Annotated in this window: 16 protein-coding genes; 5 read left to right on the plus strand and 11 right to left on the minus strand. The window is 69.5% G+C overall.

All coding sequences use genetic code 11. The features are described from left to right. Positions 1–164 precede the first annotated feature (164 nt). The 5 genes from A5711_RS17560 to yajC form a co-directional block, all read right to left on the minus strand. A complete protein-coding gene (locus tag A5711_RS17560; protein ID WP_067948685.1) occupies positions 165–722 on the minus strand; it encodes an adenine phosphoribosyltransferase in 558 nt (185 codons plus the stop codon). Next, entirely contained in the window at positions 704–2,353 is a 1,650-nt protein-coding gene (locus A5711_RS17565; protein WP_067948687.1) for an ABC transporter substrate-binding protein, read from the minus strand. The genes A5711_RS17560 and A5711_RS17565 overlap by 19 nt, the downstream gene beginning before the upstream one ends. A 5-nt stretch (positions 2,354–2,358) precedes the next feature. After that, complete coding sequence (gene secF / locus A5711_RS17570) at positions 2,359–3,639, minus strand: protein translocase subunit SecF (RefSeq protein WP_067948813.1); 1,281 nt, start codon at positions 3,637–3,639, stop codon at positions 2,359–2,361. 4 nt (positions 3,640–3,643) lie between these two features. Beyond that, positions 3,644–5,461 (minus strand): protein translocase subunit SecD, encoded by a 1,818-nt coding sequence (gene secD / locus A5711_RS17575; protein ID WP_067948689.1) that lies wholly within the window; start codon positions 5,459–5,461, stop codon positions 3,644–3,646. A 112-nt stretch (positions 5,462–5,573) separates the two neighbouring features. Beyond that, the gene (gene yajC, locus A5711_RS17580; RefSeq protein WP_067948691.1) at positions 5,574–5,915 is read right to left on the minus strand and encodes a preprotein translocase subunit YajC; all 342 of its coding nucleotides are present in this window, start codon (positions 5,913–5,915) and stop codon (positions 5,574–5,576) included. 196 nt (positions 5,916–6,111) lie between these two features. Between yajC and gabT the strand changes: the two genes are divergently transcribed. Both gabT and car read left to right on the plus strand, forming a co-directional pair. Further along, entirely contained in the window at positions 6,112–7,461 is a 1,350-nt protein-coding gene (gene gabT, locus A5711_RS17585; protein ID WP_067948693.1) for a 4-aminobutyrate--2-oxoglutarate transaminase, read from the plus strand. Positions 7,462–7,612: 151 nt separating this feature from the next. Then, positions 7,613–11,137 (plus strand): carboxylic acid reductase, encoded by a 3,525-nt coding sequence (car, locus tag A5711_RS17590; protein ID WP_067948695.1) that lies wholly within the window; start codon positions 7,613–7,615, stop codon positions 11,135–11,137. 61 nt (positions 11,138–11,198) lie between these two features. Here the strand turns inward: car and A5711_RS17595 are convergent, their stop codons facing one another. The 6 genes from A5711_RS17595 to ruvC form a co-directional block, all read right to left on the minus strand. Further along, the gene (locus tag A5711_RS17595; protein ID WP_067948697.1) at positions 11,199–11,885 is read right to left on the minus strand and encodes a hypothetical protein; all 687 of its coding nucleotides are present in this window, start codon (positions 11,883–11,885) and stop codon (positions 11,199–11,201) included. 129 nt (positions 11,886–12,014) lie between these two features. After that, positions 12,015–12,401 (minus strand): DUF1304 domain-containing protein, encoded by a 387-nt coding sequence (locus tag A5711_RS17600; RefSeq protein ID WP_067948699.1) that lies wholly within the window; start codon positions 12,399–12,401, stop codon positions 12,015–12,017. Positions 12,402–12,533: 132 nt separating this feature from the next. After that, positions 12,534–13,214, minus strand: a complete 681-nt coding sequence (locus A5711_RS17605; RefSeq protein WP_067948701.1) for a hypothetical protein — start codon at positions 13,212–13,214, stop codon at positions 12,534–12,536. Between the two features lie 235 nt (positions 13,215–13,449). Continuing rightward, a complete protein-coding gene (gene ruvB / locus A5711_RS17610; RefSeq protein WP_067948703.1) occupies positions 13,450–14,493 on the minus strand; it encodes a Holliday junction branch migration DNA helicase RuvB in 1,044 nt (347 codons plus the stop codon). Beyond that, positions 14,490–15,089 carry a Holliday junction branch migration protein RuvA gene (gene ruvA, locus A5711_RS17615; protein ID WP_067948705.1) on the minus strand — a complete coding sequence of 200 codons (600 nt, stop codon included), beginning with the start codon at positions 15,087–15,089 and terminating at the stop codon, positions 14,490–14,492. Before ruvA ends, ruvB begins: the two co-directional genes overlap by 4 nt. Next, on the minus strand, positions 15,086–15,640 hold the full coding sequence (ruvC, locus tag A5711_RS17620; protein WP_067948707.1) for a crossover junction endodeoxyribonuclease RuvC: 555 nt from the start codon (positions 15,638–15,640) through the stop codon (positions 15,086–15,088). Before ruvC ends, ruvA begins: the two co-directional genes overlap by 4 nt. Before the next feature lie 181 nt (positions 15,641–15,821). On the opposite strand from ruvC, the gene A5711_RS17625 reads away from it, so the two are divergent. Genes A5711_RS17625 through A5711_RS17635 form a run of 3 tightly spaced genes read left to right on the plus strand, consistent with a single transcriptional unit; the run spans position 15,822 to position 17,383 of the window. Beyond that, positions 15,822–16,433 carry a DUF4178 domain-containing protein gene (locus A5711_RS17625; RefSeq protein ID WP_067948709.1) on the plus strand — a complete coding sequence of 204 codons (612 nt, stop codon included), beginning with the start codon at positions 15,822–15,824 and terminating at the stop codon, positions 16,431–16,433. A 9-nt stretch (positions 16,434–16,442) separates the two neighbouring features. Then, the gene (locus tag A5711_RS17630; protein WP_067948711.1) at positions 16,443–16,955 is read left to right on the plus strand and encodes a DUF2617 family protein; all 513 of its coding nucleotides are present in this window, start codon (positions 16,443–16,445) and stop codon (positions 16,953–16,955) included. After that, the gene (locus A5711_RS17635) at positions 16,952–17,383 is read left to right on the plus strand and encodes a DUF4247 domain-containing protein (RefSeq protein ID WP_067948713.1); all 432 of its coding nucleotides are present in this window, start codon (positions 16,952–16,954) and stop codon (positions 17,381–17,383) included. Before A5711_RS17630 ends, A5711_RS17635 begins: the two co-directional genes overlap by 4 nt. The last annotated feature ends 2 nt before the right edge of the window (positions 17,384–17,385 follow it).

The raw sequence follows: 17,385 nt of genomic DNA on the forward strand, positions 1-17,385 counted from the left end.
CCAGCAGCGCGTCGCCGACGTCAGTGGGCGCGTCAAGCGCCTGCGCCGCGCTCTTGTCGTCCGCCACGTTGGTCACCTCCGACTTCGAGGATATCGCGCGGTGCGCCCAGGCTCGGTTTGATCGCCCGCCTCCTCACGCCGCATAGCGGCGCATCGTCGCCGGCCTAGAGCCGACTCAGGCTGTGCAGCGGCAACCCCGCGACCGCCTGACGACCGCCCAGCGCGGTCAGTTCGACGATCACCGCCGCCGCCATGACGGTGGCCCCGGTGCGTTCCAGCAACCGGGCCGCCGCGGCGAGGCTGCCGCCGGTGGCCAGCACGTCGTCGATGATGACGACGTGGCGGCCGCGCAGGTCGATGCCGTCCGCGGGGATTTCGAGCGTCGCGCTGCCGTACTCCAGGTCGTAATGTTCGGCGTACACCGGCGGCGGCAGCTTGCCGCCCTTGCGGATGGCCAGCACGCCCGTGCGCAGGCGGTCGGCGACGGCCGCCGCGGCCAGGAACCCACGGGCGTCGATCCCGGCCACCAGGTCGGCGCCCGACGCGATCTCGGCCAGCGCGTCGGTGATCGCCGCCAACCCGGCCGGATCGGCGAACAGCGGGGTGAGGTCACGGAATTGCACCCCCGGCTTGGGAAAGTCGGACACCTCGCGCAGCAGCGAGGTGATGACGTTGGCCACCGAGGCGTTCCCGCCGACACTGGTCACTGGACCAGCGCCCATCGGTCCATGTTCCAGCCCGCGCCCCAGCGAGTCGGGTTCTTGCTCACCGCATACATCTTCTTCGACATCAGCAGCGTCCGTTGCTGCCGGTAGAGGGGCAAAGTGGGCATGTCGCCCCACAGTACCGGCGCCGCCTCCCCCAGCAGCCGCACGCGCTCGGCGGGGTCGGAAGACACCGCCAGCGCCCCGATCGCGCTGTCGATCTGCGGATTCGAGTAGCCCGACAGGTTGTTGCCGTTGCCGCTGTGCAGGTCGTAGGCGTCCATCGCCGACGACCCGGTGGACCCGCTGCCGGCGGCGCCGCCGGTGCTGGCCAGCAGGGCATCGATCTTCCCGTCCTTGAGCGCTTGCGGCCCCGAGGTGTCCAGGGCGACGTTGGCGACCGTGATGCCGGCCGCGGCACAGGATTTGCCGATCACCCCGACGTTGACCGCCAGGCGCGCGTTGGGCCCCTGATAGCCGATCCGCACCGTCATCGGGGCACCCCCGAGCGCGTCGCGGGCGGCCGCGGGGTCCGCCTTGCCGAACTGGCCGGCCTCGGCGGCACCGTCGGCGGCGGTGACCGGGTCGTCGGCGGCCGGGTTGAGCCGCGAGTTGGCGATCGGCACCCCGGCATCGCGCGCGAGCGTGTCGCGCGGTGTGCACAGGGCGAGCGCGCGGCGGGCCTTGGGCTGCGACAGGGGGCCCTGCGGTGCGAAGATCAGCTGCTCGATGCCGTCCGACGGCGCATCGGCGCGGTCGTAGTTGTCCGGGGTCGTCAACGTGCCCGAAGAACCCGCCGCCACGTCGACCACGTCCACGCTGCGGTTGTTGACCCGGTCCTGGATGTCGGGCCCCTGGGGCCAGACGGTGATCCGCTTGGTGAGCGCCTTGGGACCCCACCACCGGTCGTTGGCGACGAGCACCACCGCGCCGCCGTCCAGGATGCGCTCGATCTTGTACGGGCCGGACGACGGGAAGTGCTTGAGGTCGAGGCCGGGCTTGAGGTCCCACATCGTGTTCCACAGCCTGGCGATCTGCTGCACGAGTTGGGCGTTGTTGCTCAGCAGGGCCGCGGTCACGTCTACGTGCAGCTCGTCGGCGATGACGTGCGACGGCATCATCGACGTGGCGGTGAACAGCTGGTTGTAGTCGACGATGCCGCGGTCCGGGATGAACGACACCCGGGCCTTCTTCTGCCCGGGCAGGCACTCGACGTTGGCGATGTCGAGGTAACCGGCCTGGGAGGCGGCGTTGAACTCGGGATACCGGCCGGACTGGGCCGCCCAGGCCAGCACCAGGTCGTCGCAGGTCACCGGCTTACCGTCGGAATAGACGGCGTTGTCGGCGATCTGGTAGTCCAACACCAGCGGCGAACCGCCCACCACCGACACCGTGCCGAAGTCACGGTCGGCGACGGTCTGCCCGTCGGGGCCGTGGTAGCTGAAGCCGGCCAGCGTGCGCGCGAACGCCTGCGCCCCGGCCGACGCGGCGCCGACGACGGTGTTGGTGTTGTAGGTGACCAGCGGGCCGTCGACCACGTAGTCGATCTGGGAGGCGGCGCTGCCGGAGCACGCCGCCAGCGTGAACGCCGCCACGAGCAGTGCGGCCAGACCGATAGCGCCCCCGGTGAGGCGATACCTGGCGGCCACGGCGACTACCGCCGGCCGGCGTTTCGCTTGCCGCTCGGACGCCGGGTCCCCGTGGGTCGCACCGGGCGCGCACCCGGCGCCGGCTTGCTCGGTGCGGGCTTGTCAGCCGAGGCGGCTTCGGTGGCCTCCGGCGACGCCGACTCGTCCGCGGTGGACTTCGCCTCCTCGGGCTCGGTGCCCGCCTTGCGACGCCGCGTGACGCGACCGGTGTGCGTGCGCACCAGTTCGGTGCGCTCGCGCAGCGTGACCAGCAGCGGCGTCGCGAAGAAGATCGACGAGTAGGTGCCGACCAGGATGCCGACCAGCTGCACCAGCGCCAGGTCCTTCAGCGTTCCGACGCCCAGCAGCCATACCGCCACCACCATCAGCGCCAGGACCGGCAACACTCCGATGAGGCTGGTGTTGATGGAGCGCATGAACGTCTGGTTGATCGCGAGGTTGGCCTGTTCGGCGAAGGTGCGCCGGGTGGTGTGCTGGAACCCGTGGGTGTTCTCCTCGACCTTGTCGAACACGATGACGGTGTCGTACAGGGAGAAACCGAGAATCGTCAGCAGACCGATGACGGTGGCCGGGGTGACCTCGAAACCGACCAGCGAGTACACCCCCGCCGTGACCGTCAGGTCGAAGACCATGGTCGTCAGCGCGGAGATGGCCATGTACCGCTCGTATCGCACCGTGATGTACAGGCTGACCAGCGCCAGGAACACCACGAGCGCGATCAGTGCCTTATTGGTGATCTGATCGCCCCAGGTCTCCGATACCGCCGCGTCGCTGATGGCCTGCTTACTCGGCTTGCCGTCGGCGCCCTTGGGCTGGAAGGCGTCGAACAGGGCGTTGCGCAGCGCGGATGTCTGGGCGTTGGACAGCGTTTCGGAGCGGATCTGCACGGTCGCCGAACCGCCGTTGCCGACGACCACCACCGACTCCGGGTCGCGGCCGATGGCCTTGCGGAAGACGTCGGACACCTGCGACGTCTGCACCTGGCCCGTCGCGCCCGCGGCGGGCATCGACACCGTCGTGCCGCCGTTGAAGTCGATCCCGAAGGTGAAGCCCCGCAGCAGGATGCTCAGTACGGCGACGCCGACGATCGCGCCGCTGATGCCGAACCACAGCCGGCGACGCCCGATGACCTCGAAGGCGCCGGTGCCGGTGTAGAGGCGGGACAGGAAGCCGTGGCGCGGCAGCGCAGCGCCGCCGTCGGAGGTTGCCTCCACCGCGCCTTCGCTGGCTTCGGTGATCTCGGTCGCTTCGGCCGCGTCTGTCTGGGTCTTGCCTTTGGAGGCCATCACGCTATCCCCGTCCCGTCTTGACGTTCGACGAAGCCCGGCGCTCGCGGGCGACCTGCTGTATCGCGCCCAGGCCGTTGTATGCGGGTTTCGCCAGCGTCGGCGACTTGGACGCCAGGTAGACCAGCGGCCAGGTCACCAGGAACACCACCACGACGTCGAGGATCGTGGTGAGGCCCAGCGTGAAGGCGAAGCCCCGCACCTGGCCGATCGCCAGGGCGTAGAGCACCGCGGCGGCCAGGAAGGTGACGGCGTTGCCCGACACGATCGTCTTGCGGGCCCGCACCCAGCCACGGGGCACCGCCGACCGGAACGATCGGCCCTCGCGGATCTCGTCTTTGATGCGTTCGAAGAACACCACGAACGAGTCCGCGGTGGTACCGATACCGATGATCAGACCCGCGATCCCGGCCAGGTCCAGGGTGTAGTTGATCTGCCGGCCCAGGATCACCAGGATCGCGAAAATCATTGCGCCGGAAGCGATCAGCGAGAGCGCCGTAAGCAGGCCCAGCACCCGGTAATACAACAACGAGTACAGCAACACCAGCACCAAGCCGATCGCACCCGCGATCAGCCCCGCTCGCAGCGAGGTCAATCCCAGTGTCGCCGAGACGGTTTGAGCCTCCGAAGCCTCGAAGGACAGCGGCAGCGAACCGTATTTCAGGACGTTCGCCAGCTGCTTGGCGGTGGCGGCGGTGAACGGCGGGTCGCCGCCGGTGATCTGGGTCCGGCCGCCCGGGATGGCTTCCTGAATCATCGGGGCGCTGACCACCTGGGAGTCCAGCGTGAACGCCGTCTGGGTGCCGATGTGGGCGGCGGTGAAGTCCGCCCAGGTGTTGGCCGCCGCCGGCTTGAATTGCACGTCCACGACGTAACCGATGCCGCGCTGGTTCATGCCGGAGGTGGCGTCCTGGATCTGGTCGCCGCTGATGATCGACGGCGCCAGCAGGTAGGCCACCTTGTGGTCGGTCGAGCACGTCACCAGCGGCAGGTTCGGGTCGTCGTTGCCGGCCAGGATGTCCTCTTTGTCGCAACGGGTGGCCTGGAACTGCAGCGCGAGGAACTGGACGCCCTGACGGGTGCTCTGGCGCCACTTCTTCTCATCGGCGATGCGGTCGGCGAGCTCCTTGCGCGGGTCGGGCGGCGCCGGCTGCTCGGCCGGGGGCACGTCGGCCGGCGGGGCGTTGCCTGCGGGCGCCGGCGGCGGGGCGGGGCTCGGCGGCGGGGGCGGCGTCGGGTCCTGGGGATAGGGCCGCGGCTGGGCCGGCGGTCGGCCGCCCGGCGGCGCGGGCTGAGCGGGTCCGGGCTGGGCCGACGGCGGCGGCGCCTGGCCCGGTGGGGGCGCGAGGCCGGGTGCCGGCTGGCCCGGCGGGGGCGCCTGGCCGGGTGCCGGCTGGCCCGGGGGCGGCGCCTTCGGGGCGGGCTTGGGCTGGGGCGCCTGCGCCGGCATCGAGTTCAGCACCGGACGGATATAGAGGCGGGCGGTCTGGCCCAGGTTGCGCGCCTCGTTGCCGTCGTTGCCGGGAACGGTGATGACCAGGTTGTCGCCGTCGACCACCACTTCGGAACCGGACACGCCAAGCCCGTTGACCCGGGCGCTGATGATCTGCTGTGCCTGGGCCAGCGCATCGCGGCTCGGGCGCGACCCGTCCGGGGTGCGCGCGGTCAAGGTAACGCGGGTACCGCCCTGCAGGTCGATGCCGAGCTTGGGGGCGGCCCGCTTGTCACCGGTCAGGAACACCAGCAGGTAGACGCCGACGAGCAGCAACAAGAAAACCGACAGGTAGCGGGCAGGGTGCACCGGCGCCGAAGACGATGCCACGTTCCTTCTATCTCCTCGAGTAGCGGTTCTTACCCCGGACAGAGCCCGGAACAGAGCCTAATGCCGCGCACGCGCCCGTTGCGAAAGCGGTCCGCCGCGGGGGCATCTGCCGTCAGGAATCCTTGGTGACCCGGCCCTCGTCGGATTCTGCCAAGTCGTCGGAGCCGTCACCGTCGATCAGGTCTTGATCGTCTTCGGGAAGGATCCGGTCGCGGATGGCGAGCTTCATCCACGTGGTCACCACGCCGGGGGCGATCTCGAGATCGATGGTGTCCTCCGTGATCGCGACGACCGTCGCCTCCAGACCGGACGTCGTGTGCACGCGGTCCCCCGGCTGCAATGACTCGTGCAGGTCGATGGTGGCCTGCATCGCGCGCTTCTGGCGCCGCGACGCGAAGTACATGAACCCACCCATGATGAGCAGGAAGGGCAGGAACAGGATCAAACTCTCCATGGACGGGCCTGTCTTTTCGTAGTGGCATTCGGAGCATTAGTGCGGGGACGGCCCGCGGGCCGCGCACCTCATACCGGCCAGTGTGCCAGTGCCGCAGGTCGCTCCCGACCGCCGCCGTGCGCGGGAGGCCCGTCGGGGCCGGGCCGGATAGGCTTGGGTGGCGACGTGACGGGCGCGCCGCGGTGAGGAGAAAATCGTGGCCGGCCTCGAGCAGACCCGCCAGCTGGTCACCGAAATCCCCGGTCCCGCTTCGCTGGAACTGACCAAACGGCGCGCCGCGGCGGTGTCGCACGGGGTGAACGTTTCGTTGCCGGTGTTCGTGGCGCGCGCCTCCGGCGGCATCATCGAGGACGTCGACGGCAACCGGCTCATCGACCTGGCTTCGGGCATCGCCGTGACCACCATCGGCAATTCCGCGCCCCGGGTGGTGGAGGCCGTGCGCGCGCAGGTCGCCGAGTTCACCCACACCTGCTTCATGGTCACGCCGTACGAGCAGTACATCGCCGTCGCCGAGGAGCTGAACCGGATCACGCCGGGCTCGGGCGAGAAGCGCTCGGTGTTGTTCAATTCCGGCGCCGAGGCGGTCGAGAATGCCGTGAAGATCGCGCGCGCGTACACGCGCAAGCCCGCCGTCGTGGCGTTCAACCACGCCTATCACGGCCGCACCAACCTGGCGATGGCGCTGACCGCCAAGTCCAAGCCCTACAAGAGCGGCTTCGGCCCGTTCGCGCCGGAGGTCTACCGGGCCCCGGTGTCCTACCCCTACCGGGACGGCCTGCTCGACAAGGAGCTGGCAACCGACGGCGAGAAGGCCGCGGCACGGGCGATCGACGTGATCGAGAGCCAGGTCGGCGCCGACAGCCTCGCCGCCGTCATCATCGAACCGATCGCCGGCGAGGGCGGGTTCATCGTGCCGGCCGAGGGATTCCTGCCCGCCCTGCTCGACTGGTGCCGCAGGAACGACGTGGTGTTCATCGCCGACGAGGTGCAGACCGGCTTCGCGCGCACCGGCGCGATGTTCGCGTGCGAACACGAAGGGCCGAACGGTCTGGAACCCGACCTGATCTGCACCGCCAAGGGCATCGCCGACGGGCTGCCGCTGTCGGCGGTCACCGGCCGCGCACCGATCATGGACGCATCGCACGTCGGCGGTTTGGGCGGCACCTTCGGCGGTAACCCAATTGCCTGTGCGGCCGCACTGGCCACCATCACCACGATCGAAAGCGACGGACTGATCGAGCGCGCTCGACAATTGGAACGGCTGATCACCGAACCGTTGTTGCGTCTGCAGGCCAGCGATGACCGGATCGGCGACGTGCGTGGCCGCGGCGCCATGATCGCCATCGAGTTGGTGAAGTCAGGGACCTCGGAACCCGACGCGGAGCTGACTCGGAAATTGTCCACCGCGGCCCACGCCGCCGGGGTGGTCGTGTTGACCTGCGGCATGTTCGGCAACGTCATCCGGCTGCTACCGCCGCTGCCGATCAGCGACGAGCTGCTCGCCGAGGGGCTCGACATGCTCGGCGGGCTGCTGGGCGACCTCTAAGACCTGGAGACTCGTCGAGCCCGCGTGGGCAATCTCACAACCCCCGCCGCGGCGCGGCCGTGGTGGAATACCGTTACTTTAGCTAACGTTCTAAACGTCAGCGCATCGGCGCGAAACGACTCACTATCTTTCATTGCAAGGGAATTTGTTTATGTCGACCATCAATCACGACGAGCGGCTCGAGCGCCGCATCGAGGAACTGACCGCAAGCGACCCCCAGTTCGCCGCCGCGCGCCCCGACCCGGCGGTCGAAGCGGCGCTCGAGAAGCCCGGACTGCGACTTCCAGAAGTCATCCGGACCGCACTCGAGGGGTATGCGGATCGGCCGGCCCTCGCGCACCGCGTGGTGGAGTACGTCGAGGACGCGGCGACCGGGCGCACCAGGCTGGAGCTGCTCCCCCGCTACGAGACCATCACGTATCGCCAGCTGGCCGATCGCGTCGAGGCGCTCGGGCGCGCCTGGGCCAACGACGGGGTGCACGTCGGTGACCGGGTCTGTGTGTTGGGCTTCAACAGCGTCGACTACGCCACCATCGACATGGCGCTGGCCATCATCAGCGCGGTGTCGGTGCCGCTGCAGACCAGCGCCTCGCTCACGTCGCTGCAGCCGATCGTCACCGAGACCGAGCCCACCGTGATCGCGGCCAGCGTGAACCAGCTGCCCGAGGCCGTGGAGTTGATCTTGAGCGGCCACCGGCCCGCCAGGCTGGTGGCGTTCGACTACCACGCCGAGGTCGACGACGAGCGCGAGGCCGTGGAGACCGCGCGCACGCGGCTGGCGGAGGCCGGCGTGCCGGTCGAGACGCTGGCCGAGGTGCTCGAGCGCGGCAAGGCGCTGCCGGAAACGCCCATCCCCGCCAGCGAGGAATCCGACCCGCTGGCCCTGTTGATCTACACCTCGGGCAGCACCGGCGCACCCAAGGGCGCGATGTACCCGCAGAGCAACGTCGCCAAGATCTGGCGTCGGGGCAGCAGGAACTGGTTCGGCGAAAGCGCCGCGTCGATCACCCTGAACTTCATGCCGATGAGCCACGTCATGGGCCGCGGCATCCTGTACGGCACGCTGGGCAACGGCGGCACCGCCTACTTCGCCGCCAAGAGCGACCTCTCCACGCTGCTGGAGGACCTCGAGCTGGTGCGGCCGACCGAGCTGAACTTCGTGCCGCGCATCTGGGAGACCCTGTTCGGCGAATTCCAGCGCCAGGTTGACCGGCGGCTTTCCGAGGGCGGCGACCGCGAGGCTGTGGCGGCTCAGGTGCTGGCCGAGCAGCGCCAGTACCTGCTGGGTGGGCGGTTCATCTTCGCGATGACGGGCTCGGCCCCGACCTCGCCGGAGTTGCGCACCTGGGTCGAGTCGCTGCTCGAGATGCACCTGATGGACGGCTACGGCTCGACCGAAGCAGGGATGGTGCTGTTCGACGGCGAGATTCAGCGCCCGCCGGTGATCGACTACAAGCTCGTCGACGTGCCGGACCTGGGCTACTTCAGCACCGACCGGCCGCACCCGCGCGGCGAGCTGTTGCTGCGCACCGAGAACATGTTCCCCGGCTACTACAAGCGGGCCGAGACCACCGCGAACGTGTTCGACGAAGACGGCTACTACCGGACCGGCGACGTGTTCGCCGAGATCGCGCCGGACAAGCTGGTGTACGTCGACCGCCGCAACAACGTGTTGAAGCTGGCGCAGGGCGAGTTCGTGACCCTGGCCAAGCTGGAGGCCGAGTTCGGCAACAGCCCGCTGGTGCGCCAGATCTACGTCTACGGCAACAGCGCCCAGCCCTACCTGCTGGCCGTCGTGGTGCCCACCGAAGAAGCGCTGGCCTCGGGGGACCTCGAGACGCTCAAGGGAAAGATCGCCGACTCACTGCAAACCGTCGCACGTCAGGCGGGCCTGCAGTCCTACGAGGTGCCGCGCGACTTCATCATCGAGACCACCCCGTTCAGCCTGGAGAACGGTCTGCTGACCGGGATCCGCAAGCTGGCGTGGCCGAAGCTGAAGCAGCATTACGGCGAGCGCCTCGAGCAGCTCTACGCCGAGCTGGCCCAGGGGCAGGCCAACGAGCTTGCCGAATTGCGCCGCAACGGCGCGAACGCGCCGGTGCTGCAGACGGTGAGCCGGGCCGCCGCGGCCATGCTCGGCACGGCGAGCACCGAGCTGACCCCGGACGCGCACTTCACCGACCTGGGCGGAGACTCGTTGTCGGCGTTGACGTTTGGGAACCTGCTGCGCGAGATCTTCGACATCGACGTCCCGGTGGGCGTCATCGTCAGCCCGGCCAGCGACCTGCAGGCCATCGCCAGCTACATCGAGGGCGAGCGCCAGGGCACCAAGCGGCCGACCTTCGCCGCGGTCCACGGACGCGATGCCGGCACGGTGCACGCAGGCGACCTGACCCTGGACAAGTTCCTCGAGGCGGAGACCCTGACCGCGGCACCGAGCCTGCCCCGGCCCACCACCGAGGTGCGAACGGTGTTGCTGACCGGCGCGACCGGCTTCCTGGGCCGCTACCTGGCGCTGGAGTGGCTCGAGCGCATGGACATGGTGGACGGCAAGGTGATCGCGCTGGTGCGGGCCAAGTCCGACGACGAGGCGCGCGCCCGGCTGGACAAGACGTTCGGGGTGGGCTCCCCGCACGGCGACCCGAAGTTGGTGGCGCACTATCAGCAATTGGCCGCCGACCACCTCGAAGTCATCGCCGGCGACAAGGGCGAGGCCAACCTCGGCCTGGACCAGCCGACCTGGCAGCGGCTGGCCGACACCGTCGATCTGATCGTCGATCCGGCCGCTCTGGTGAACCACGTCCTGCCGTATAGCGAGCTGTTCGGTCCCAACGCGCTGGGTACCGCCGAACTGATCCGGATCGCGCTGACCACCAAGCTGAAGCCGTACGCCTACGTCTCGACGATCGGCGTCGGTGACCAGATCAAGCCGGGCCAGTTCGTCGAAGACGCCGACGTCCGGCAGATCAGCGCTACCCGCGAGATCAACGACAACTACGCCAACGGCTACGGCAACAGCAAGTGGGCCGGCGAGGTGCTGCTGCGGGAGGCGCACGACCTGTGCGGCCTGCCCGTCACGGTCTTCCGGTGCGACATGATCCTGGCCGACACCACCTACGCCGGGCAGCTCAACCTGCCCGACATGTTCACCCGGCTGATGCTGAGCCTGGTGGCGACCGGTGTCGCACCCGGTTCGTTCTACGAGCTGGACGCCGAGGGCAACCGTCAGCGTTCGCACTACGACGGCCTGCCGGTCGAATTCATCGCCGCGGCGATCTCCACGCTGGGGACGCAGGTGCTGGACACCGGGGACGGCTTCCAGACGTACCACGTGATGAACCCGTACGACGACGGCATCGGGCTCGACGAGTACGTCGACTGGCTGATCGACGCCGGCTATGGGATCCAGCGGATCGCCGACTACGGCGAATGGCTGCGCCGGTTCGAGCAGACGATGCGGGGCCTGCCCGAGCGGCAACGCCAGTACTCGCTGCTGCCGCTGCTGCACAACTACCAGCAGCCTTCAGAGCCGATCAACGGATCGATGGCACCGACCGATCGCTTCCGCACCGCGGTGCAGGAGGCGAAAATCGGCCCCGACAAAGACATTCCGCATGTCTCGGCGCCGATCATCGTCAAGTACATCACCGACCTGCAGTTGCTCGGCCTGCTGTAAGCGCAAAACAGCGATCGCCCAGTCCGTGACGGACTGGGCGATCGCCGTTCTCGTGAATCGGCTACTGCTGTGGGTGTGGCCAGCGCAGGTACGCGGCGTTGGCACCCGACGCCGGGCGTTGGCGACGCCACCCCCGCTTCGGCTCCGGGTCGGCGGCCGAACGCGGCTTGGTCAACGCGCCCGAGGACACCTCGGCGGGCTCGTATGCCGCTTCGCGGTAGGGCTCGACGCCCGGCGCCGACACGGCCGCCGCCGGCGGCACGGGCTGCACGTCACGCGCCAGCCGCACGGCCGTGCGCGCCAGCACCACACCGCCGACGAAGACGATCAACGCGCCCAGTCCGGAGAAATAGCTGACCTCGAGCACCGCACGCTTGCGATCGGTGGCGGCGACCGGGTCGCCGGCGGAGCCGATTCCCAGCAGCGGCGCGAGCTGACCACCGACGACGAACCAGGCGCCGGCCAGCACCGCCAGCCAACCGCCCAACATGGCCGCCACCCGGTTTCCGGCGACGATCAACAACAGACCGCCCAGCACGGTCGCGGCTCCCGGCAGGACCTCGAGCCACCCACGAGCCGTACTCCACGCCCACTCCCGGTCGGGTGTGTAGGCGAAATTGAAGCGCGGTCCGACAAACGGTATTAACGCCCCCCAAGCTCCCAAGATGACCAGGAGCAATCCGCTGACCGCGCCACGCGAACGCGGCATGCTCAGCCCGCGGGTTTGGCCGTCTTCTGCGTATTTCATGACATCCCCTCGTTAAATACCGGGCCTATTTCCGGCCGGAGATGGGTACCCGGCGTTTTCCAGTCGTAACCCATCGGGCGCGCGCAAACCACCCCGCCCCTGTGGCCATTGGGGCTGGTGAGGCTGCTGTTACTGGTGAAGTCCGAGCAGCAGCAGCACGATCGCGATCACCGGAAAGGCGCCCTGCGTCACCGCGGCCCGCGCCTTCTCCGGCGCGGACAGGAGCAGCACCACCGCGGCCGCCGCCATCGAACCGACGCCGGCGAAAATCAGCGCCGCACCAACGGCGTTGTGCCGCAACACGATTGCGGCAATGCCCACGCCGCTGACCACCGCAAGGAACAAGTTGTAGAAACCTTGGTTGAAGGCCAGCAGCTTGGTGGTCTCGGCCTCCTCGGCCGTCGTGCCGAACGTGGCACGGGTTCGCGGCGAAGTCCAGGTCAACGATTCCATCACGAAGATGTACACGTGCAGTAACGCCGCCAATGCGGCGAACACCAACCCGGCGGCGATCATCGCTCCTCCTCGCTCGTCGAGGCCTGCGTGTCCCGGCAGACTTTACCGACCCGCGGCCGGCGGGACTGCCCTGACACGAAAGGGCGCCGGTAGCCAACGGCTACCGGCGCCTCCCGAGTTACCGGTTACCGCCTACACGCCGGCGTGGTGGTGGCGGTGGAAAAGACCGCCACCGGCGCGCCGACCGAACAGGCCCCGCCCGCGCGGCTCGGGCTCGGCTGTCAGTGCATCCGCCCGCGCCCGCGTCGGGCCGCGAGTCTCGTCGTACATGGCGGGCTCACCCGCGGGCACGGCGTCCGCCGCCACTGGCGCCGGTTCCCTCACCACGACATCGCGCGCGTGCCGAACGGCCACGCGCGCGACCGCCGCCCCGCCCAGGAACACGATCAGGGCGCCCAGACCGGTGAAGTAGGTGATCTCCAACAGGGCTCGTTTCAGGTCCGTCGACGCCACCGGTTGACCGAGGTCCCCGATGCCCAGGGTCGACGCGAACGCGCGGCCCACCACGAACCAGGCGCCGCCGGCGACCGCCAGCCAGCCGCCGAACACGGCGCTGGCCCGGTTGCCGGACAACAGCACGAGCAGGCCACCCACCGCCGTGGCGGCCCCGGGGAGTACCTCGAGCCAGCCCTTGGTCGTCGTCCACGTCCAGGCCGGGTCGGACATGTACGCCCAATCGATGTTGGGCCCGAAGAACGGCACCAATGCGCCCCAGGCGCCCAACAAGATCAGGAGCAGGCCGGTCAGCGCGCCGCGGGTGCGCGGCATGTAGAGCGCGCGAGGGCGTTCATAGTCGTAGCGCGTGTTCCTCATCAGAATCTCCTTCAACAGGTATTGCTGTTGTGAGCCTGGTTACCCGACGGCGCCCGCGCATAACCTGCCGCGGGCCGCGCATCCCGTTTGCTGCAGCCCTGCGCCGAGGTACCGGCGGCGCCGGTGGCGGCGCTCTGAGCAGGCCCGATCCGGGCAGCCGCCCGTACGCGCGCCGGCCAGCCGCAAAGGTCACGATTTGGCTGCAATTCGCCAGGCGGTCGGTGAGGGCGGCGAATTAGTCGAACAGCCCGGGTTGGCCCAACCCGGCCGCCCCCGCCGGCGGGCTCATGCCCAGGTGGGTCCACGCCTGAGCGGTGGCCACCCGGCCTCGGGGGGTGCGGGCCACCATCCCGGCGCGCACCAGGAACGGCTCGCACACCTCCTCGACGGTGGCGGCCTCCTCGCCGACGGCCACCGCCAGCGTCGACACCCCGACCGGCCCGCCGCCGAAACTGCGGGTCAGCGCCGACAGCACCGCCCGGTCCAACCGGTCCAAGCCGAGTTCGTCGACGTCGTAGACCGCCAGCGCCGACTTCGCGACGTCGCGGGTGATCACCCCGTCGGCGCGGACCTCGGCGAAGTCCCGGACCCGGCGCAGGAGCCGGTTCGCGATGCGCGGCGTGCCGCGCGAGCGCCGGGCGATCTCCTCGGCCGCCTCGGCGCCCAGCTCGATACCCAGAATCCCGGCGGAGCGGGCCAGCACCCGCTCCAGCTCGGCGGGCTCGTAGAAGTCCATGTGTGCGGTGAAGCCGAACCGGTCGCGCAGCGGGCCGGTCAGCGCGCCGGACCGGGTGGTGGCGCCGACCAGGGTGAAGGGCGCGACCTCCAGGGGGATCGACGTCGCGCCGGGACCCTTGCCCACCACCACGTCGACCCGAAAGTCCTCCATGGCCAGGTACAGCATCTCCTCAGCGGGCCGCGCTATGCGGTGGATCTCGTCGATGAACAGCACGTCGTGCTCGACCAGGTTGGACAGCATGGCGGCCAGGTCGCCGGCGCGTTCCAGCGCGGGGCCCGACGTCACCCGCAACGACGTCCCGAGTTCGGCCGCGATGATCATGGCCAGCGACGTCTTGCCGAGCCCGGGCGGACCCGACAGCAGGATGTGATCCGGTGTCCCACCGCGGTTCTTGGCCCCCTCGATCACCAGTTGGAGCTGTTCGCGCACCCGCGGCTGGCCGATGAACTCTTGCAGCGAACGCGGCCGCAGGCTGACGTCGATGTCCCCCTCCCCGACGGCCAGCGCCGGGGACAGCTCGCGGTCGTCGTATTCGCTCATCGGGACTTGCCCAGCAGCGACAGCGCGGCGCGCAGGGCGCCCGACGTCGTCGCGTCCTGCTCGGTGGCCAGCACCTTGTCGGTGGCCTCTTCGGCCTGCTTGACGGCGAAGCCGAGACCGACCAGGGCCTCCACCACCGGGCCCCGGACCGCGTGCCCGTTTACCCCGGATGCGCCACCCGGAGCGCCCGCCGCGACGGCACCGACCTTGTCCCGCAACTCGAGCACCATCCGCTCGGCGCCGCGTTTACCGATCCCGGGCACCCGGGTCAGCGCCGTGACGTCGCTGTCGTGCAGCACCTGCCGCAGCGCCGCGGCGTCGTGCACCGCCAGCGTCGCCATGGCCAGCCGTGGCCCCACGCCCGACACCGTCAGCAGCGTGAGGAACAGGTCGCGGGTGTCGGAGTCGGTGAACCCGTACAGCGTCATCGAATCCTCGCGCACCACCATCGCGGTGATCAGCCGGGCCTCGGTCCCGGTGCGCAGGGTCGCCAACGTCGACGGTGTCGCGTTCACCCGGTAGCCGACCCCGGCGGCCTCGATCACCGCATGGTCGAGCGCCACCTCGAGCACCTCGCCGCGCACCGACGCGATCATCGTGCGGCCTTCAGCTTCGCTAGATACTTGTGCCGCTGCTGCTCGGCCAGCGCCTCGGCCGCGGCCATCCGGGCCATCATCGGCGCCCTCCAGCAGTGACAGATCGCCAGCGCCAGCGCGTCGGCGGCGTCGGCCGGCGTCGGTTTGGCTTGCAGCGCAAGGATTTTGGTGACCATCGCGGTGACCTGGGCCTTGTCGGCGGCGCCGTTGCCCGTCACCGCGGCCTTCACCTCGCTCGGGGTGTGAAAGTGCACGTCGATGCCGCGTCTGGCGGCCGCGAGCGCGACCACCCCGCCGGCCTGCGCGGTGCCCATCACCGTCGAGACGTTCAGCTGGGAGAACACCCGCTCGATGGCCACGACATCCGGTTGGTGGGTGGCCAGCCAGTGCTCGACGGCATCGCTGATGGCCAGCAGCCGATGGGCTAACGGCGCATCAGACGGGGTCCGCACCACGTCGACGTCGAGCGCGACAACGTTTCGCCCGCGCCCGGTTTCGACCACCGACAGTCCGCATCGGGTCAGTCCGGGGTCGACGCCCATCACGCGCATTGCCCGCTCCCACCTGTAGAACAGCTGTTCGATACCCTAGCGGCCGGGGCCGACGGCTCCGCGGAGGACACGCGGCTTCGCCGCCGATTCCCGGCTCGGGACGTTACAGCGCCGAACCCGCGCAAAAGCTGTTAGCTTTACCCCACGTTCGCTCAAGCAATGTGGCAACGGAAGGGTTCGCGTGGGATCACTGCTGGTCATTATCGCGATCGTGCTGTTCATCGCGTCAATCGTGGTGTTGGTCATCGCTTTGCGGCGGCCCAAGCAATCGGCCCCGCCGCGCGGACGCCAGGATCCCCTCTCGTTCAACGCGATGCCCGAGTTCGGGCCCCGGCAACTCGGCCCCGGCGCGATCGTCAGCTACGGCGGCGTCGACTACGTGGTCCGCGGATCGGTGACGTATCGCGAGGGCCCGTTCGTGTGGTGGGAACATCTGCTGGAGGGCGGCGACCAGCCGATCTGGTTCAGCGTCGAAGAGGACGACGGGCGCCTCGAGCTGGCGATGTGGGTCAGCCGCAAGGACGTCCAGCTGCAGCCGGGCGACTCCTACGTCGTCGACGGGGTGACGTTTCACGAGTCCGAACGCGGTCGCGCGTCGTTCACCACCGAGGGCACCACCGGCCTGCCGGCGGGTGGCGAGATGGAGTTCGTCGACTGCGCCAACTCCGACGAGTCCGCGCTGCTCTCGTTCGAGCGCTGGGCGCCGGGCATGCCGTGGGAGGTTTCGACCGGCAAGCCCGTGCTGACGGGCGAGCTCACCGTGTATCCGGCGCCCCCGCCGTCGACCCCCTAGGGCGCGTCGGTGCCCCTTCATCAGCTCGCCGTTGCGCCGTCGGACGTCTCCGGGCAGAAGCTCGGACTGGCGCTCAACGCGCCCGCACCCCTGCCGCTGGCGGACTGCCTTCTGCACCACCCGGGCGGCGGCGCCCTGCGGCTGGGGGTGCTGGGTGCATCGCACGTCGTCACCGTCGAGCACGGCGCGGGCCGGTTCTCCGAAGAGGTCTCCTGCACGGCACGCGGCCTGGGCGTCGACCTGCCGGAGCGCACCGCCGCGCCCGGCTACTCCCTGCAATCCCGCACCGACTCGTACGACGAGGCGGCCTTCCGCCGCTTGGCGCGTGAGCTTCGTGACCGGTGCGCGCGGGAAAAGGGTTGGCTCGGTGGCACTTTCCCCGGCGACGACGCCGCGCTGACCGCGTTGGCCGCCGAACCCGACGGCGCCGGCTGGCATTGGCAGACCTGGCACCTCTACCCGCGCAGCCCTTTTGGGTCCGGCGGTGACGTGGTCCATACGGTGAGCCGGTGGCACCCATGAGCCGCAATCGCCTGTTCGTGATCGCCGGTGCGCTGGCCGTCGCCGCCGTCGCCTGCCTGGTGCCCGGAATCATCTTGTCGCAGAAGAATATTGCTTCCTACATCGCGAGCCACTATCACGAGTACGCCCACGACGCGAACGGGAAGCGCTACGAATGCAACGGGCCTCCCGACGACGTGGCCGACACGCTTGCCGAGTACCAGTCCCCCGAGGCGCGTGCCGCCAACGGCGACAGTGAGTACCTGCGCTACAGCAACAACATCGTGATCGTCGGCCCCGACGGCAGTCGCCCGTGCAGCATCCGCCTGGAGGGCCTGAACGCCGGATACAGCCACGGCGCCTTCATCTTCCTGGGCCCCGGCTTCACGCCCGGCTCGCCCTCGGGCGGCGCCGGCGGTACGCCCGGCGGCCCCGGCGGAACCAAGTGACG

The organism is Mycobacterium sp. E2238 (assembly GCF_001672665.1).
GTDB lineage: Bacteria > Actinomycetota > Actinomycetes > Mycobacteriales > Mycobacteriaceae > Mycobacterium.

Coding starts and splice junctions, on each gene's coding strand:
- A5711_RS17595 (WP_067948697.1), bottom strand. CDS start 11,885: ATGAAATACGCAGAAGACGGCCAAACCCGCGGGCTGAGCATGCCGCGT.
- secF (WP_067948813.1), bottom strand. CDS start 3,639: ATGGCCTCCAAAGGCAAGACCCAGACAGACGCGGCCGAAGCGACCGAG.
- yajC (WP_067948691.1), bottom strand. CDS start 5,915: ATGGAGAGTTTGATCCTGTTCCTGCCCTTCCTGCTCATCATGGGTGGG.
- A5711_RS17605 (WP_067948701.1), bottom strand. CDS start 13,214: ATGAGGAACACGCGCTACGACTATGAACGCCCTCGCGCGCTCTACATG.
- A5711_RS17600 (WP_067948699.1), bottom strand. CDS start 12,401: ATGATCGCCGCCGGGTTGGTGTTCGCCGCATTGGCGGCGTTACTGCAC.
- ruvA (WP_067948705.1), bottom strand. CDS start 15,089: ATGATCGCGTCGGTGCGCGGCGAGGTGCTCGAGGTGGCGCTCGACCAT.
- A5711_RS17635 (WP_067948713.1), top strand. CDS start 16,952: ATGAGCCGCAATCGCCTGTTCGTGATCGCCGGTGCGCTGGCCGTCGCC.
- car (WP_067948695.1), top strand. CDS start 7,613: ATGTCGACCATCAATCACGACGAGCGGCTCGAGCGCCGCATCGAGGAA.
- A5711_RS17560 (WP_067948685.1), bottom strand. CDS start 722: ATGGGCGCTGGTCCAGTGACCAGTGTCGGCGGGAACGCCTCGGTGGCC.
- ruvB (WP_067948703.1), bottom strand. CDS start 14,493: ATGAGCGAATACGACGACCGCGAGCTGTCCCCGGCGCTGGCCGTCGGG.
- ruvC (WP_067948707.1), bottom strand. CDS start 15,640: ATGCGCGTGATGGGCGTCGACCCCGGACTGACCCGATGCGGACTGTCG.